The organism is Enterobacter kobei (genome assembly GCF_001729765.1).
Classification (GTDB): Bacteria; Pseudomonadota; Gammaproteobacteria; order Enterobacterales; family Enterobacteriaceae; genus Enterobacter; species Enterobacter kobei.
The window spans coordinates 4,535,282-4,552,685 of the sequence record NZ_CP017181.1 but is presented as its reverse complement, the minus strand read 5'-3'; the positions used below and the strand labels follow the sequence as shown (position 1 = coordinate 4,552,685).

Annotated in this window: 16 protein-coding genes; 11 read left to right on the top strand and 5 right to left on the bottom strand. The window is 57.9% G+C overall.

What is annotated here, in order from left to right; all coding sequences use genetic code 11:
* Nucleotide 1: 1 nt before the first annotated feature.
* From arnC to arnF, 6 genes are read left to right on the top strand one after another with little or no spacing between them, the layout of a single operon-like run.
* Nucleotides 2–985 (top strand): undecaprenyl-phosphate 4-deoxy-4-formamido-L-arabinose transferase, encoded by a 984-nt coding sequence (arnC, locus tag BFV64_RS22145; RefSeq protein WP_045135446.1) that lies wholly within the window; start codon nt 2–4, stop codon nt 983–985.
* Nucleotides 982–2,964: a bifunctional UDP-4-amino-4-deoxy-L-arabinose formyltransferase/UDP-glucuronic acid oxidase ArnA gene (gene arnA / locus BFV64_RS22140; RefSeq protein WP_014885570.1), complete on the top strand. Its 1,983-nt coding sequence runs from the start codon at nt 982–984 to the stop codon at nt 2,962–2,964. The genes arnC and arnA overlap by 4 nt, the downstream gene beginning before the upstream one ends.
* Complete coding sequence (gene arnD / locus BFV64_RS22135) at nt 2,961–3,863, top strand: 4-deoxy-4-formamido-L-arabinose-phosphoundecaprenol deformylase (protein ID WP_069602435.1); 903 nt, start codon at nt 2,961–2,963, stop codon at nt 3,861–3,863. Before arnA ends, arnD begins: the two co-directional genes overlap by 4 nt.
* Nucleotides 3,860–5,515, top strand: a complete 1,656-nt coding sequence (gene arnT / locus BFV64_RS22130) for a lipid IV(A) 4-amino-4-deoxy-L-arabinosyltransferase (RefSeq protein ID WP_069602434.1) — start codon at nt 3,860–3,862, stop codon at nt 5,513–5,515. The genes arnD and arnT overlap by 4 nt, the downstream gene beginning before the upstream one ends.
* Entirely contained in the window at nt 5,515–5,850 is a 336-nt protein-coding gene (arnE, locus tag BFV64_RS22125; RefSeq protein ID WP_069602433.1) for a 4-amino-4-deoxy-L-arabinose-phosphoundecaprenol flippase subunit ArnE, read from the top strand. The genes arnT and arnE overlap by 1 nt, the downstream gene beginning before the upstream one ends.
* The gene (arnF, locus tag BFV64_RS22120) at nt 5,847–6,251 is read left to right on the top strand and encodes a 4-amino-4-deoxy-L-arabinose-phosphoundecaprenol flippase subunit ArnF (protein WP_069602432.1); all 405 of its coding nucleotides are present in this window, start codon (nt 5,847–5,849) and stop codon (nt 6,249–6,251) included. The genes arnE and arnF overlap by 4 nt, the downstream gene beginning before the upstream one ends.
* Here the strand turns inward: arnF and acpT are convergent.
* Both acpT and BFV64_RS22110 read right to left on the bottom strand, forming a co-directional pair.
* Complete coding sequence (gene acpT, locus BFV64_RS22115; protein ID WP_050862870.1) at nt 6,208–6,804, bottom strand: 4'-phosphopantetheinyl transferase AcpT; 597 nt, start codon at nt 6,802–6,804, stop codon at nt 6,208–6,210. The two genes, arnF and acpT, sit on opposite strands and share 44 nt — an antisense overlap.
* 100 nt (nt 6,805–6,904) lie before the next feature.
* A complete protein-coding gene (locus BFV64_RS22110; RefSeq protein WP_014885564.1) occupies nt 6,905–7,954 on the bottom strand; it encodes an AI-2E family transporter in 1,050 nt (349 codons plus the stop codon).
* 145 nt (nt 7,955–8,099) lie between these two features.
* Between BFV64_RS22110 and BFV64_RS22105 the strand changes: the two genes are divergently transcribed.
* A complete protein-coding gene (locus BFV64_RS22105; RefSeq protein ID WP_045135451.1) occupies nt 8,100–9,317 on the top strand; it encodes an MFS transporter in 1,218 nt (405 codons plus the stop codon).
* Between the two features lie 3 nt (nt 9,318–9,320).
* On the opposite strand, the gene BFV64_RS22100 is transcribed toward BFV64_RS22105, so the two are convergent.
* Both BFV64_RS22100 and BFV64_RS22095 read right to left on the bottom strand, forming a co-directional pair.
* Nucleotides 9,321–9,878 carry a DcrB family lipoprotein gene (locus tag BFV64_RS22100; RefSeq protein WP_023309515.1) on the bottom strand — a complete coding sequence of 186 codons (558 nt, stop codon included), beginning with the start codon at nt 9,876–9,878 and terminating at the stop codon, nt 9,321–9,323.
* A gap of 72 nt (nt 9,879–9,950) precedes the next feature.
* Nucleotides 9,951–10,616, bottom strand: coding sequence for a 7-cyano-7-deazaguanine/7-aminomethyl-7-deazaguanine transporter (locus BFV64_RS22095; protein WP_014885561.1), 666 nt, complete (start codon nt 10,614–10,616; stop codon nt 9,951–9,953).
* A 167-nt stretch (nt 10,617–10,783) separates the two neighbouring features.
* Here BFV64_RS22095 and tusA point away from each other — a divergent pair, with 167 nt between their 5' ends.
* Nucleotides 10,784–11,026: a sulfurtransferase TusA gene (tusA, locus tag BFV64_RS22090; protein ID WP_014885560.1), complete on the top strand. Its 243-nt coding sequence runs from the start codon at nt 10,784–10,786 to the stop codon at nt 11,024–11,026.
* A 100-nt stretch (nt 11,027–11,126) separates the two neighbouring features.
* Here the strand turns inward: tusA and yhgN are convergent, their stop codons facing one another.
* Entirely contained in the window at nt 11,127–11,720 is a 594-nt protein-coding gene (gene yhgN, locus BFV64_RS22085; protein WP_003861574.1) for an NAAT family transporter YhgN, read from the bottom strand.
* Nucleotides 11,721–11,897: 177 nt separating this feature from the next.
* On the opposite strand from yhgN, the gene asd reads away from it, so the two are divergent.
* The 3 genes from asd (at nt 11,898) to glgX (ending at nt 17,388) form a co-directional block, all read left to right on the top strand.
* On the top strand, nt 11,898–13,001 hold the full coding sequence (gene asd / locus BFV64_RS22075; RefSeq protein ID WP_023331502.1) for an aspartate-semialdehyde dehydrogenase: 1,104 nt from the start codon (nt 11,898–11,900) through the stop codon (nt 12,999–13,001).
* Between the two features lie 230 nt (nt 13,002–13,231).
* The gene (gene glgB, locus BFV64_RS22070) at nt 13,232–15,418 is read left to right on the top strand and encodes a 1,4-alpha-glucan branching enzyme (RefSeq protein WP_069602431.1); all 2,187 of its coding nucleotides are present in this window, start codon (nt 13,232–13,234) and stop codon (nt 15,416–15,418) included.
* Nucleotides 15,415–17,388: a glycogen debranching protein GlgX gene (gene glgX / locus BFV64_RS22065; protein WP_014885557.1), complete on the top strand. Its 1,974-nt coding sequence runs from the start codon at nt 15,415–15,417 to the stop codon at nt 17,386–17,388. Before glgB ends, glgX begins: the two co-directional genes overlap by 4 nt.
* The last annotated feature ends 16 nt before the right edge of the window (nt 17,389–17,404 follow it).

The following is a 17,404-nucleotide window of genomic DNA, read 5'->3' as shown; positions in this document are numbered from 1 at the left end:
TATGTTCAGTGCACCACCCGTACAAAAAGTTTCCGTCGTCATTCCTGTTTATAACGAACAGGAGAGCCTGCCTGAACTGATTCGCCGCACGACGGCCGCCTGCGAGACGCTGGGCAAAGCGTATGAAATTTTGCTGGTGGACGATGGCAGTAGCGATGACTCCGCAATGATGCTGACCGATGCTGCCCAGGCTGAAGGCAGCCATATTGTTGCCGTGCTGCTGAACCGTAACTACGGCCAGCACTCGGCGATCATGGCCGGATTTAGCCACGTTACGGGCGATCTGATCATCACTCTGGACGCGGATCTGCAAAACCCGCCGGAGGAGATCCCACGCCTGGTGGCGAAAGCCGATGAAGGCTATGACGTGGTCGGCACGGTGCGTCAGAACCGTCAGGACAGCCTGTTCCGCAAGCTGGCCTCACGCACTATCAACCGTCTTATCCAGCGTACGACCGGTAAAGCGATGGGCGATTACGGCTGCATGCTGCGCGCCTACCGCCGTCATATTGTCGACGCCATGCTGCATTGCCACGAGCGCAGCACGTTTATTCCAATCCTCGCTAATACGTTCGCCCGTAAGGCAACGGAAATCCCGGTCCTGCATGCCGAGCGTGAGCACGGGGAATCGAAGTACAGCTTCATGCGTCTCATCAACCTGATGTACGACCTTATCACCTGCCTGACCACCACGCCACTGCGTCTGCTGAGCGTTTTCGGCAGCATCATCGCGCTGGCGGGGTTCGCGCTCTCCGTCCTGCTGGTGGTGCTGCGGCTGGTCTTTGGCCCGCAGTGGGCGGCTGAAGGGGTCTTCATGCTTTTTGCCGTGCTGTTTATGTTCATCGGTGCCCAGTTTGTCGGCATGGGCCTGCTCGGTGAATACATTGGCCGAATTTATAACGATGTCCGCGCACGTCCGCGCTACTTTATTCAACGTGTTGTCCGTCAGGAACACAAAGCATCTCAAGAGGAAATCCACCCATGAAAGCTGTTGTATTTGCCTATCACGATATGGGTTGCACGGGCACGCTGGCCCTGCTGGAAGCGGGCTATGACATTGCGGCAATCTTTACCCATCCGGACACGGCGGGCGAAAATCACTTTTTCAGCTCAGTGGCGCGCATCGCCGCCGAGCGGGGGATTCCGGTTTATGCCCCGGACGACGTGAACCATCCGCTGTGGGTGGAGCGCATCCGCGCGCTTGCCCCTGATGTCATCTTCTCGTTTTACTATCGCAACCTGATCTGCGACGAGATCCTCGGCCTGGCCGCAAAAGGAGCATTTAACCTTCACGGCTCACTGCTGCCAGCCTACCGTGGGCGCGCGCCGCTGAACTGGGTGCTGGTGAACGGCGAAACGGAAACGGGCGTGACCCTGCACCGGATGGTCCACCGTGCGGATGCGGGGGCCATCATTGCCCAGCACCGCGTGGCAATCGATGCGGATGAAACGGCGCTGCAGCTGCACCAGAAACTTTGCACCGTGGCACAAAGCCTGCTGCGCGACGCGCTGCCAGCTATCCTGAACGGCACCTTCAGCGAGACCGCGCAGGATGAGAGCAAAGCAAGTACCTTCGGTCGCCGCACGCCGGAGGATGGTCGTCTGGACTGGAACCAACCTGCTCGCCAGCTTCACAACCTGGTGCGCGCCGTGACCGACCCATGGCCGGGGGCATACAGCTTTGCGGGCGTGAGCAAGTTTATCGTCTGGAAATCCCGCGTGCGCGACGACATCCCGGCGGCAAAACCGGGCACCGTTGTCTCCGTCTCACCGCTGATTGTGAGCTGCGGCGAGCAGGCGCTGGAGATTATTACCGGGCAAACCGACAGCGGTCTTTACGTGCAGGGCACGCAGCTGGCCCAGTCTCTGGGTCTGGTCGCCGGGGCGCTGATCACAAGCGCCCCGGTGGTTGCCGTTAAACGCCGTACCCGCGTGCTGATCCTCGGCGTAAACGGCTTTATCGGTAACCATCTGACTGAACGCCTGCTCAAAGACGATAACTACGAAATCTATGGCCTGGATATTGGCGCGGATGCGATCAGTCGTTTCCTCGACAACCCACGCTTCCACTTCGTGGAAGGGGATATCAGCATCCATTCCGAGTGGATTGAATACCACATTAAAAAATGTGACGTGGTACTGCCGCTGGTCGCCATCGCCACGCCTATTGAGTACACCCGTAACCCGCTGCGCGTGTTCGAGCTGGACTTCGAGGAGAACCTGAAGATCATTCGCGACTGCGTGAAATACGACAAGCGCATCATCTTCCCGTCCACCTCTGAAGTGTACGGCATGTGTACCGACAAAAACTTCGACGAAGACACCTCTAACCTGGTGGTCGGGCCGATCAACAAACAGCGCTGGATCTACTCTGTCTCCAAACAGCTGCTGGACCGCGTGATTTGGGCCTACGGTGAGAAAGAGGGGCTGCGCTTTACCCTGTTCCGTCCGTTCAACTGGATGGGCCCGCGTCTGGATAACCTGAACGCGGCGCGTATCGGTAGCTCCCGTGCGATCACCCAGCTGATCCTGAACCTGGTGGAAGGCTCACCGATTAAGCTTATTGAAGGCGGCAAACAGAAACGCTGCTTCACGGATATCAGCGACGGTATCGAAGCGCTGTTCCGCATCATCGAAAACAAAGATAACCGCTGCAACGGTCAAATCATCAACATCGGGAACCCTGACAACGAAGCGAGCATTCGCGAACTGGCTGAGATGCTGCTGGCCAGCTTTGAGCGCCATCCGCTGCGCGATAAATTCCCACCGTTTGCCGGTTTCCGCGAAGTGGAAAGCAGCAGCTACTACGGTAAAGGCTACCAGGACGTTGAGCACCGTAAGCCGAGCATTCGCAATGCGAAGCGCTGCCTGAACTGGACGCCGACGGTGAAGATGGAGCAGACCATTGACGAGACGCTCGACTTCTTCCTGCGCACCGTGGAGCTGTCGGAACAGGTCTCATGAAAAAAGTCGGTTTACGCATTGATGTCGACACCTTCAGGGGAACGCGTAACGGCGTCCCCAGGCTGCTGGAACTGCTGAACAAGCACGGCGTGCGTGCCAGCATCTTCTTCAGCGTGGGGCCTGACAACATGGGACGCCATTTATGGCGTCTGATTAAACCGGCATTTCTGTTCAAAATGCTGCGCTCACGCGCAGCATCTCTCTACGGCTGGGATATTCTGCTGGCTGGCACCGCCTGGCCCGGTAGACGCATCGGCGCGGGTAACGAAGCGGTTATCCGTGAGGCGGCGCAGCAGCATGAGGTCGGCCTGCATGCCTGGGATCATCACGCCTGGCAGGCGTGGGCAGGCGTCTGGGATATCCCGCGTCTCTCCCGTGAAATTGAGCGTGGAATGCTGGAGCTGGAGGCCATCACCGGTCAGCCCGTGCGCTGTTCCGCCGTGGCAGGATGGCGTGCGGATCAACGGGTCGTAAAGGCCAAAGAAGCCTTTGCGTTTCGCTACAACAGCGATTGCCGCGGAACCGGGCCGTTTTTGCCGCTGTTAGGCGAAAATCACTACGGTACGGTGCAAATTCCGGTCACGCTTCCCACCTGGGATGAAGTGGTCGGACGCGAGGTGAAGGCGGAAGAATTTAATCGTTATATTCTGGACCGTATGCATCGCGATACGGGTACGCCGGTGTATACCATCCATGCAGAAGTAGAGGGGATTGCGTATCAGCATGATTTCGATGCGTTGCTGACCCTGGCCGCTCAGGAGGGCATTGAATTCTGCCCGTTGAGCGAGCTGCTGCCCGACGACCTCAGCACCCTGCCTGTGGGAAAAATTGTCCGTAATGAACTGGCTGGCCGGGAAGGCTGGCTTGGCCATCAACACACCGTGAGTCCGGTCCCATGAAAACAGCCCGTTATGGCTTAGCGCTTCTCGCACTGTTTATCGTTTACTACCTCATTCCTGTCGATGTCCGCCTGCTGTGGCAGCCTGACGAAACGCGCTATGCGGAAATCAGCCGCGAAATGCTGGCATCGGGTGACTGGATCGTCCCGCATTTTCTGGGGCTGCGTTACTTTGAAAAACCGATTGCTGGCTACTGGATCAACAGTCTCGGGCAGTTGCTGTTCGGGCACACCAACTTTGCCGTACGCGCCGGGGCGATATTCTCCACCGGGTTAACGGCGCTGCTGGTGATCTGGATGGCCTGGCGTCTCTGGCGGGATAAGCGAGTAGCCATTTTCTCCGGCCTTATCTTCCTGACCCTGTTCCTGGCGTACGGTATCGGCACGTATGCGGTGCTGGATCCTATCATCACCCTGTGGCTGGTGGCGGCGATGTGCAGCTTCTGGCTGGCCTCGCAGGCCCAAACCGTGGCCGGAAAAGCGGGTGGCTATGTGCTGCTTGGGCTGGCCTGCGGGATGGGGGTGATGACCAAAGGCTTCCTGGCGCTGGCCGTTCCGGTGATTGGCGTGCTGCCGTGGGTGATCGTCCAGAAGCGCTGGAAAGAGGTGCTGATTTTTGGCTGGCTCGCGATCCTGAGCTGCGTGCTGATTGTCCTGCCGTGGGCGCTGGCGATTGCGCATCGGGAGCCTGATTTCTGGCGTTACTTCTTCTGGGTTGAACATATTCAGCGTTTTGCACAGAGCGACGCCCAGCATAAAGCCCCGTTCTGGTATTACCTGCCGTTCCTGCTTGCGGGCAGCCTGCCGTGGCTGGCACTGCTGCCGGGCGCGTTTCGTCTCGGCTGGAATGACAGACAAAGCGCGGGTGGAGGATTCTATCTGCTGGGCTGGGTGGTGATGCCGCTGCTGTTCTTCAGCATCGCCAAAGGCAAACTGCCGACCTACATCCTGCCCTGTTTTGCCCCGCTGGCTATCCTGATGGCGCGCTATGCCTGCCTCGCGGCGGAAAAAGGTGCGAGAGCGTTGCGCATTAACGGTGGGATTAACCTGGCGTTTGGGGTGATCGGCGTGATTGCGGCGCTGGTGGTCTCGCCATGGGGGCTGGCTAAGCATCCGGTCTGGACGCCGGTCGAACTGTACAAAGTGTTCTGTGCAGTGGTGGCGTTCCTCCTCTGGGCCGCGGTGGGCTGGTTTACGTTCAGACAGAGTCAGCAGCGCTGGTGGCTGGCAGCCTTGTGTCCTGCAGGCCTGGCGTTGCTGATTGGTTTTGCCATTCCTAACCTGGTGGTGGATTCCAAACAGCCGCAGTCGCTGGTCGATACCGTGCGCGAGCCGCTTCAGGAAAGCCGATTTGTGCTGGCCAATAACGTTGGCGTGGCCGCGGGTCTGGCGTGGGAGCTGAAGCGTAATGACATTACGCTGTTTGGTCAGAGCGGCGAACTGCGTTACGGGCTGGATTATCCCGATGTGAAAGATCGTTACGTCGACAAAGATGACTTCGCGCAGTGGCTGGCGACGCATCGTCAGCAGGGGCGTGTGTCGCTGGTGGTTCTGCTGTCAAAACGTGACGATATCTCACGGGCGAATTTACCGCAGCCGGACAATCTCTATATCCAGGGACGGTTTGCCTTGCTGGAGTATCTGCCGAAGTGATGACCTGGACCTGGCTGGTACTGGCAAGCTTGCTCAGCTGCGCGGGGCAGTTATGCCAGAAACAGGCCACCCGTCCGGCGAAAGCCGGGCGGCGCGGCGCGCACATTATGTTGTGGCTTGGTCTGGCAGTGCTGGCGCTGGGTAGCGGAATGCTGGTCTGGCTGGTGGTGCTGCAACGCCTGCCCGTTGGCGTCGCCTATCCTATGCTGAGCCTCAACTTTGTCTGGGTAACGCTGGCGGCAAAAGTATTCTGGCGCGAACACGTTGCTGCGCACCACTGGCTGGGGGTCGGGTTTATCATCATTGGGATTATCGTGCTGGGAGGAAGCCTGTGAAAGGCGCGTTCTGGGCGTTATGCAGCGTGCTGTTAGTCAGCGCCGCACAGCTGTTGCTGCGCGATGCCATGCAGGCACTGCCGCCGGTCAGCGATGTTCTGGCGCTTATTTCCGCGCTGTGGCACTTCTCATCCGGCACGGGCGCGCTGCTGCTGGGGTTGATGGGGTATGTGGCCTCTATGGGCTGCTGGTATCTGGCGCTGCATCGAATGGCGCTCAGCAAAGCATATGCCTTGCTGAGCCTCAGTTATATTCTGGTGTGGGCCGCGGCAATCGTCCTGCCCGGCTGGGGGGAACACTTCTCCTGGCACGGGCTGGTGGGCGTCGGGTTTATTATGCTGGGTGTACTAACGATTTTTAGGCCAGCACGTCGTCAGCAGAATGAATCAGGCCGGCGTTGAGTTCGAAGGGTGTTGCGGTACAGACCGCAAGGCTCAGCGAGTCTATGCGGCAGTGGCTGACTGAATGAAACGCGCTGGCGGTACTGTCAATGCTAACCATTTGCCAGGCGTGACCGCCGCACTGTTTAACGATCGCTTCCTTTCGCGTCCAGATACGCCAGAATGCCGTAAGCTGGCGCTCTGGCGTTTCCTTTTCCAGCTCTTCATGCTCGGCGCCGCTGAAGACGGCATTGGCGAGCGTGCGCCAGTTATCCTGCGGGCGAATACGTTCCAGGGAACAGCCCACGTTACCTTCGTCACTGATAATTAACGCAATCTCATCTCCCGAGTGGCTAAGGCTGAACCACAGCGGATAGTCGCCGGCAAAAAGGGGTTTCCCCTGTTCGTTGTGGATAATCTCCGGGAGTGGCGTCGGCGCCAACAGACGCGAAAGCAACCCGCGTCCAGCGAGCCAGCGCGCGCGATGGGCGCCTTCGGGCGCGTGACGGGAGAGCGCTTGAGCCCAGCGGTTGGTGCTCAGCGAGGAGATTTTTCCCAGAAAAACCTGGTACATATAACGTCTGGCCTTCAGTCAAACAGAGAGTCGCAAAGTTGCGCGGCGAAACCATTACTATAATCTATTGTCCCCGATAATGGCTAACCCGACCAGCGGCTTAGCCCGGCAACCGGCTTTTGGGTCGTCCCGGCCCCAGCAGGATCGCCAGCTTGCTGCCCCCTTTGGTGGTCTCCATCCAGATTTTACATACGCTGGTCAGCGGAACCGACAGCAGCATCCCAACCGGGCCCAGCAGCCATCCCCAAATCAGTAAGGATAAAAATACCACCAGCGTCGACATGCCCAGCCGGTGACCCATCATCCGCGGCTCGAGAATATTCCCCAGCACCATATGCACAACGAGAAACAGCGCGCCGACCAGCATACATTCATAAAATCCATTAAACAGAAACGCCTGAATCATCGGCGGCACGGCGGAGAGCACGGCGCCAATGTTGGGAACGTAGTTCAGCAGAAATGCCAGCACCCCCCACATCAGGGCGAACTGGACGCCCATCAGCATCAGTCCCAGCCAGACAATGATCCCGGTCCATACGCTCAACAGCGTTTTCAGCGCCAGATATTTGGACACGCCCTTCAGCGCGCGGTGTAAACCGGCAATATGGATTTGCGGGTTATTTAATGCAAAACGCAGCTTGTAGGGCACATGACGGACTTCGAACAGCATGAACACCACCGTCATGACCAGCAGCAAAATGCTGGCCATCGCGCCGGAAAGACCGGTCATCAGCGTGGTGGCGTAGGTCATGACTTTCTCTGAATCCATCCTGCGCAGCATCCGTTCTGGCGAGATATGCAGGTTAAGAAAGGGCATCATCTCCTGCAGGGCGATGATTTTGCGCGTCAGCTCTTTATTGTACTGCGGCAGCATGGTGGAGAATTCGCTCAGCGATGCGGCCAGTACGCCGAAGAGTGCCGTCAGGCCAATCAGCATTACAATCACCACAATAGTGATGGCCACCGGGCGGCTAACGCCCCGGCGTAAAAACCAGGTCACCAGCGGATTGAGAACAATGGCAAAAAAGAGTGCCAGCAGAAGCTGGACGATAATGTCAGCGGCAGCATGAATACCCGCGAGGATAACCACCAGACAGGCGAGTTTTAATAAAATGTGGAGTCCTGCTTTATCGGGCTGGGGGGAGATCATGCGCGTTCCTTAGTAAGATGACGCATTAAGTGTAGTGCCTGGCTTCCGCTTCGTCTGGCACCGATAATCTGAAAGTCGGGGCTGATTTTCTGATGGCGTCGTGGTAATAGTGAAACACTGTTGCAAAAAATTCAGGTCTAACTCCATGCCCGAACCTGCCGCTGAACCGGCGCTGAGCGGATTGCGCCTCAATCTGCGTATTGTTTCCGTCGTCATTTTCAACTTTGCCAGTTATCTGACCATTGGTCTGCCGCTGGCGGTCTTGCCGGGCTATGTCCATGACGTAATGGGGTTTAGCGCATTCTGGGCGGGGCTGGTGATTAGCCTGCAGTATTTCGCCACGCTGTTAAGCCGGCCGCATGCCGGGCGCTACGCGGACATGTTCGGACCAAAAAGCATCGTCGTGGTGGGGTTGTGCGGCTGTTTCCTCAGTGGCCTGAGCTACCTGCTGGCGGCCACAACCAGCGCCTGGCCGCTGGTCAGTCTGACGCTCCTCTGCCTGGGCCGCGTCATCCTCGGTATTGGGCAAAGTCTGGCGGGAACCGGCTCCACGCTGTGGGGCGTGGGCGTTGTCGGCGCATCACACATTGGCCGGGTGATCTCCTGGAACGGAATTGTTACCTACGGCGCGATGGCGCTCGGTGCACCGCTCGGCGTGGCCTGTTATGCCTTTGGCGGGCTCTATGGACTCGCCATCACCATTATGGTGGTCGCGCTTCTGGCGATTCTGTTTGCCCTGCCGCGCCCGAAAGTAAAGGCCAGCAAGGGCAAGCCACTGCCGTTTCGGGCTGTGCTGGGCCGCGTATGGCCGTACGGTATGGCACTGGCCCTGGCGACGACCGGCTTCGGCGTCATTGCGACCTTCATTACCCTGTTCTATGACGCCAAAGGCTGGGAGGGCGCGGCCTTTGCGTTAACCCTCTTTAGCGTGGCGTTTGTTGGCGCGCGCCTGCTTTTCCCGAACGGCATCAACCGTCTGGGTGGGCTGAATGTGGCGATGATCTGCTTTGCGGTCGAGATAGTCGGGCTGCTGTTGACCGGCATCGCCAGTGCACCCTGGATGGCGAAAATGGGCGTCTTCCTTGCGGGGGCCGGTTTCTCGCTGGTCTTCCCGGCGCTGGGCGTGGTGGCGGTGAAAGCGGTGCCGCAGCAGAACCAGGGAGCGGCGCTGGCGACCTATACGGTATTTATGGATATGTCGTTAGGCATTACCGGGCCGCTGGCGGGGCTGGTGATGGCCTGGGCAGGGGTACCGGTGATTTATCTTGCCGCAGCGGGTCTGGTGATAATTGCCTTGTTACTGACGTGGCGGCTAAAAAAATGGCCCCCGGTGCAAGCACCGGAGGCCACGTCATCATCGTGAAGGTTACTGGATCACGATGGTGTTAATGATGTTTTCAGCCGCCGTCTGCGCTTTCTGCTGATCTTCCGCTGGCAGGGTGATCTGCAGGGTCAGCAGTTTGTTATCCACCTTGCCCAGCACCACAGAAGAGTAAGCGGTCTGGCCTTTTGCAGAGATGATGCTGTCCAGCTGTTGCAGCGTGTGGCCTTTCAGCTCGATGGATTTATTGGTCACCACCTGCAGCTGCGGATCGCGGCCGCGCTGCTGATCTTCCAGACGTTTAGACAGGACGGCCAGGTCTTCGCTGGTGTCGTCGCCCACAATCACAATGACCGCTTTCTGACCGGTTGCGTCGGAGTAAACGTGCATGTTGTTCGCCTGGGTACCCAGCTTGCCGCTCTGGTCAGTCATATCGGCTGGCAGAGAGAAACTGAGTTTGCCATCCATCAGATTCACCGGCTGGCCGGTCGCGTTGCTCTCTGCGGATGCGCCCTGAGCAGGCGTTTTCGTGTCGCTGTTATCACAGGCTGCAAGACCCACAACCAGCAGGCCAATCCCGACATATTTAACCAGATTGCGCATTGACTTCTTCCTTTCGATAAACGGCCATAACGGCTCATTCGTCCATCTTATCACAACTGATAAAGCGAACCCTTAACCAGCCTGCAATGCCGTGATTTCAGATTTATCTGCCAGCCTTTTCAGCAGCATATTCAGCAGCACGCCGTACATTGGCAGGAAGAAGACAATGCTGATGAGGACCTTGAAGCAGTAGTCCACCAGCGCAATTTCCATCCAGTGCTCGGCCATAAAGGCATCCGGGCTGCGCCAGAAAGCGATGAAGAAGAAGGCCAGCGTATCGCTCACGTTACCGAATAGCGTGGAGGCGGTAGGCGCCATCCACCAGCGATGGTTCTGGCGCAGACGGTTAAACACGTGCACGTCAAGGATCTGCCCCAGCGCGTAGGCCATAAAGCTTGCCGCGGCGATACGGGCGACAAACAGGTTGAAGTGCGTCAGCGCCTCAACGCCCTGCCAGCTTCCCATATAAAACAGGGACGACACCACGTATGAGATGAACAGCGCCGGAAGCATGACCGCAAAAATAATGCGGCGGGCCAGCGGTGCGCCAAAAATACGCACGGTCAAATCCGTGGCGAGGAAAATAAACGGAAAACTGAACGCGCCCCAGGTGGTATGAAAACCAAAGATGGAGATGGGGAGCTGCACCAGATAGTTACTGGACGTGATCACCAGTAAATGAAAAAGCGAAAGCCAGAACAACGCTTTAACGCGCTGTGATTCAGAGAACTGCGTCATATTGTGACCTTTTTATACGTTGGGGTGAGGGAACCCAATAAAAACCGCAGCATGATACTGCTTTGGCTGGACATTGCAATGGTTGATTTTTGCGCAATCGTTAACCTGGTTTGCATTGTCCGCCACCGGGCGTAAACTACAGCCGTTTTTACCAGACCGAGAAGACCATGACCGACCTGTTTTCCAGCCCAGACCATACCCTTGATGCTCAGGGCCTTCGCTGCCCGGAGCCGGTAATGATGGTACGCAAGACCGTGCGTAACATGCAGCCCGGTGAAACGCTGCTGATTATTGCAGACGACCCGGCCACGACTCGCGATATTCCCGGGTTTTGTACCTTTATGGAGCATGAGCTTGTGGCGCAGCAGACAGAAGCGCTGCCGTACCGGTATTTGATTCGTAAGGGGTAGGTGGTCCGCCGCTGCGGTCTGATGCCCTCACCCCGGCCTCTCCCACGGGGAGAGGGGGCAAACACTAAAAATGGCCACTGCGTGGCCATTTTGCTTTTACCTAGCCTTTCATCCACGCGCGGATCCCGTCCAGGAACATCTGCGTCGCCATCATCACCAGAATCAGCCCCATCAGGCGCTCCAGCGCGTTAACCCCTTTCTCCCCCAGCAGGCGCAAGAACAGCGACGATTGCAGCAGGATGATAAATGTCCCGCCCCAGGCGATAAGCAGGGCAATCACCAGGTGGCTCATTTGATTCGGATACTGATGTGACAGCAGCATCAGGGTGGCCAGAATGGTCGGCCCGGCGACGAGGGGAATCGCCAGCGGTACGATAAACGGCTCTTCGCCCGCGGGCAGGCCGCTGCTGCTCCCTTCGGCGCTCGGGAAAATCATCTTAATGGCAATCAGGAACAGAATAATCCCGCCGGAAATGGAGACCGTTTCTGCGCGCAGGTTCAGGAAGGCGAGGATCTTTTCTCCCGCAAACAGGAAGATAAACATCACCAGCAGGGCGATGAGCAACTCGCGGATCATGATCGCCCGGCGGCGCTTCGGCTCAGTGTGCTTCAGCACCGACATGAAGATAGGCAGGTTGCCCAGTGGATCCATTATCAGGATCAATAAAACCGCTGCGGAAATGATTTCACTCATGTAAATTATCCCTGAACATCTCTATGGTTATTATGATAATTAGCTGTATTTCTGATTGCCGGGCAATCATCGATTAATTTCGCTTGCGACTTTGGCAGCATTTTGTAATGTGAAGCATATCCCAGTTCAATACTGGCTTGCACAATCAGCACACACCCTCAGCAGGAAAAAAATGCTATGAAAAACGTTGGTTTCATCGGCTGGCGCGGTATGGTCGGCTCTGTACTCATGCAACGCATGGTTGAAGAGCGCGATTTCGACGCTATCCGCCCGGTCTTCTTCTCCACTTCCCAGCTCGGCCAGGCTGCACCGTCCTTTGGTGGTACCACAGGCACGTTGCAGGATGCTTACGATCTGGAAGCGTTGAAGGCACTTGATATTATTGTGACCTGCCAGGGCGGCGATTATACCAACGAAATCTATCCAAAGCTGCGTGAAAGCGGCTGGCAGGGCTACTGGATTGACGCGGCCTCTTCGCTGCGCATGAAAGACGATGCCATCATTATTCTCGACCCGGTTAACCAGGGCGTGATCACCGATGGCCTGAACAACGGTGTGAAAACCTTTGTCGGTGGTAACTGCACCGTCAGCCTGATGCTGATGTCCCTTGGCGGCCTGTTTGCGCAGGATCTGGTTGAATGGGTTTCCGTGGCGACCTACCAGGCCGCGTCCGGCGGCGGCGCGCGTCATATGCGCGAGCTGCTGACCCAGATGGGCCAGCTGCACCACAGCGTCGCAACCGAGCTGGCAAACCCGGCATCCGCGATCCTCGATATCGAGCGTAAAGTCACCGATCTGACCCGCAGCGGCGCGCTGCCGGTGGATAACTTTGGCGTACCGCTGGCCGGTGGCCTGATCCCGTGGATCGACAAACAGCTGGATAACGGCCAGACCCGCGAAGAGTGGAAAGGTCAGGCTGAGACCAACAAAATCCTCAATACCGCGAACACCATTCCGGTTGACGGTCTGTGCGTGCGTATCGGCGCACTGCGCTGCCACAGCCAGGCCTTCACCATTAAACTGAAAAAAGATGTGTCTATTCCGACCGTGGAAGAGCTGCTGGCCGCGCACAACCCGTGGGCGAAAGTGGTACCAAACGATCGCGATATCACCATGCGTGAGCTGACCCCGGCTGCCGTCACCGGCACGCTGACCACGCCGGTTGGCCGTCTGCGTAAGCTGAACATGGGGCCGGAGTACCTCTCCGCGTTCACCGTCGGTGACCAGCTCCTGTGGGGCGCCGCCGAACCGCTGCGCCGCATGCTACGCCAGCTGGCGTAATAATTTGTTAATGACCGGGGGTGATTTTCACCCCCTTTTTTTGCGTACTACATGGAGTAACACGCGTATGTCTTATTTTTTATCAGGAGTCATGTAGAGCGTTGGCTATGCTTTAAGGAAGAGTCATTTCTTACCTGAGGTTAGGACGGGACTGAGTGGATACCCGTCAGGTCACATTAAAGTCGTCCCAGGCGCTAAAAAAGGACGACATAAAAAACAGGATGAATACCATGTCCGATCGTGTGGATAGAGACGTGATTAATGCGCTTATTGCGGGTCATTTTGCCGACCCCTTTTCCGTGCTGGGGATGCACCGTACAGAGGCCGGGCTGGAAGTTCGGGCGTTGTTACCGGATGCGACCGAAGTGTGGGTCATTGAGCCCAAAACCGGCCGCAAGGTGGCCAATCTTGAATGCCTCGACTCGCGTGGCTTCTTCTCGGGCATCATGCCCCGTCGTAAAAACCCCTTTCGTTATCAACTCGCCGTTATCTGGCACGGCCAGCAAAACCTGATTGATGATCCTTACAGCTTCGGTCCGCTCTTAAAAGAGATGGACGCCTGGCTGCTGTCTGAAGGTACGCATCTGCGCCCTTATGAAACGCTGGGTGCTCATGCGGATACCATGGACGGCATCACCGGCACGCGTTTTGCGGTGTGGGCGCCTAACGCCCAGCGCGTCTCCGTTGTCGGGCAGTTCAACTACTGGGACGGTCGTCGCCATCCGATGCGTCTGCGCCGGGAGACGGGCATCTGGGAGCTGTTTATCCCGGGGGCGCATAACGGCCAGCTCTACAAATTCGAAATGATCGATGCTCACGGCAAGCTGCGCATTAAAGCCGACCCGTATGCTTTCGAGGCGCAGATGCGTCCGGACACGGCGTCGCTGATTTGCGGCCAGCCGGAGAAGGTGGTCCAGACGGAAGAGCGTAAACAGGCCAACCGCTTTGATGCGCCGATCTCCGTCTATGAAGTGCATCTCGGCTCCTGGCGCCGCCACACCGATAACAACTTCTGGCTGAGCTACCGGGAACTCGCCGACCAGCTGGTGCCGTACGCTAAATGGATGGGCTTTACCCACCTCGAACTGCTGCCGGTTAACGAGCATCCGTTCGACGGCAGCTGGGGCTACCAGCCAACCGGGCTGTATGCCCCAACACGCCGCTTCGGCACGCGCGATGACTTCCGCTATTTCATTAATGCCGCGCACGCCGCCGGGCTGAACGTGATCCTCGACTGGGTACCTGGTCATTTCCCTTCTGATGACTTTGCGCTGGCAGAGTTTGACGGCACAAAACTGTACGAGCACAGCGACCCGCGCGAAGGCTATCACCAGGACTGGAACACGCTGATCTACAACTATGGTCGTCGTGAAGTCGCGAACTATCTGGTCGGTAATGCCCTGTACTGGATTGAGCGCTTCGGCATTGATGCCCTGCGCGTGGATGCGGTGGCGTCAATGATCTACCGCGACTACAGCCGCAAAGAGGGCGAGTGGATCCCGAACGAGTATGGCGGCCGCGAAAACCTGGAAGCGATTGAATTCCTGCGCAGCACTAACCGTATTATCGGTGAGCAGGTCGAGGGTGCGGTTACCATGGCGGAGGAGTCGACGGACTTTGCAGGCGTCTCCCGACCCCCGTCATCAGGCGGTCTGGGGTTCTGGTATAAGTGGAACCTGGGCTGGATGCACGACACGCTCGACTACATGAAGCTCGACCCGGTGTACCGTCAGTACCATCACGACAAGCTCACCTTCGGCTTGCTCTATAACTACACCGAAAACTTCATGCTGCCGCTGTCGCACGATGAAGTGGTGCACGGCAAAAAATCCATTCTCGACCGTATGCCGGGCGATGCGTGGCAGAAGTTTGCCAACCTGCGCGCCTACTACGGCTGGATGTTTGCCTTCCCGGGTAAAAAACTGCTGTTTATGGGCAATGAATTTGCCCAGGGGCGCGAGTGGAACCACGACTCCAGTCTCGACTGGCATTTGCTGGAAGGCGGCGACAACTGGCACCACGGCGTGCAGCGTCTGGTGCGTGACCTGAACCTGACCTATCGCCATCACAAAGCCCTCCACGAGCTGGATTTCGACCCCTACGGCTTCGAGTGGCTGGTAGTGGACGACCATGAGCGTTCGGTATTTGTCTTTGTGCGTCGTGATAAAGCCGGCAACGAAATCATCGTCGCCAGTAACTTCACGCCGGTACCGCGCGAACACTACCGCTTTGGCATTAACCAGCCGGGGAAATGGCGCGAAATTCTGAATACCGATTCCATGCACTACCACGGCAGCAACGCCGGTAACGGCGGGCTGGTGCAGAGCGACGCCATCGAAAGCCACGGGCGGCCAAACTCCCTGAGCCTGACGCTGCCGCCGCTTGGCACTATCTGGCTGATGCGGGAGGGTGAATGACGCAGCTTACGGCAGGTCATCCCGAACCGCTCGGCGCGCGTTTTGACGGTAAGGGCGTGAACTTCACGCTCTTTTCCGCTCACGCGGAGCGGGTGGAACTTTGTGTGTTTGACGGGGAAGGTAACGAGCACCGTTACGATTTACCGTCTCGCACAGGGGATATCTGGCACGGGTACCTGTCCGGTGGGCGTCCGGGGATGCATTACGGTTTTCGCGTACACGGTCCGTGGCAACCGGCTCAGGGGCACTGGTTTAACCCGGCGAAGCTGTTGATTGACCCGTGCGCGCACCGCGTCGATGGCGAGTTTAAAGACGACCCGCTGTTTCACGTCGGCTACGGTGAGCCCGACCACCGCGACAGCGCGCCGGTCGTGCCCAAAAGCGTGGTGGTGAACGACCTCTACGACTGGGAAGACGATGCTCCGCCGCGCACGCCGTGGGGCAACACCGTGATTTATGAAGCGCATGTCAAAGGGCTGACCTGGCTGCACCCGTCGATCCCCAACGCGATGCGCGGCACCTATCAGGCACTCGGCCATCCGACGATGATTGCCTATCTGAAACACCTCGGTATCACCGCGCTGGAACTGCTCCCCGTCGCCCATTTCGCCAATGAACCCCGCCTGCAGCGGCTGGGGCTGAGCAACTACTGGGGCTACAACCCGCTGGCGATGTTCGCCCTAGAACCCCGCTACGCCGCCCATCCGGAGACAGCGCGGGACGAGTTTCGTGATGCGGTGAAGGCGCTGCACGCGGCGGGCATTGAGGTCATTCTGGACGTGGTGCTGAACCACAGCGCTGAAAGCGATCTCGACGGCCCGACGCTCTCCATGCGCGGAATTGATAACCGTAGCTATTATTGGATCAGAGAGGATGGCGATTACGAGAACTGGACCGGCTGCGGTAACACCCTCAACCTCAGCCATCCAGCGGTCACGCATTTTGCTTATGAATGCCTGAAATACTGGGTTGAGACGTTCCACGTCGACGGTTTTCGTTTCGACCTGGCGCCCGTCATGGGGCGCACGCCAGCATTCAGCCAGCAGGCTCCACTGTTTGAGGCCATCAAAAATTGCCCGGTGCTCTCGCAGGTGAAACTGATCGCCGAGCCGTGGGACATCGGTGAGGGTGGCTATCAGGTGGGGAATTTCCCGCCGCTGTTTGCTGAGTGGAACGACCATTATCGCGATGCCATGCGCCGCTTCTGGCTGGCGCGCGATCTGTCACTGGGGGAGTTCGCCGGGCGCTTTGCCGCCTCCAGCGATCTCTTCAGGCGCGACGGCAAACGGCCGTCGGCCACCATTAATCTGGTGACGGCGCACGACGGTTTTACGCTGCGCGACTGCGTTTGTTTCAATCAGAAACACAATGAAGCGAACGGCGAAGAGAATCGCGATGGGACTAACAATAACCATAGCTTTAATCATGGTATAGAAGGATTAGGCGGGAGCCTGGACGTGATTGAGCGGCGTCGCGCCAGCGTTCATGCGCTGCTGACGACGCTTTTGTTATCGCAGGGCACGCCGATGCTGCTGGCGGGCGATGAGCACGGCCACAGTCAGCACGGCAACAATAACGCCTATTGCCAGGACAATACCCTGACCTGGCTCGACTGGGGTGAGGCGAACAGTGGGCTGACCCATTTCACCGCAGCGCTGATCCACCTTCGCCAGCAGATCCCCGCGCTCACCGCCGATCGCTGGTGGGAAGAGGGCGACGGCAACGTTCGCTGGCTGAATAAAGACGCGCAACCGTTGAGTGCGCAAGAGTGGCAACACGGCATCACCTGTCTGCAAATCCTGCTGTCGGATAAGTGGCTGGTGACGCTGAACGCGACGGATGACGTCGCAGAGATTGTTTTACCTGACGGGGAATGGCGCGCTGTTCCCCCCTTTGCCGGAGCGGATAATCCGGTAGTAATGGCTGTCTGGCACGGGCCTGCGCACGGAGTGTGCGTATTCCAAAGATGATAAAAAAGGAGTTAGT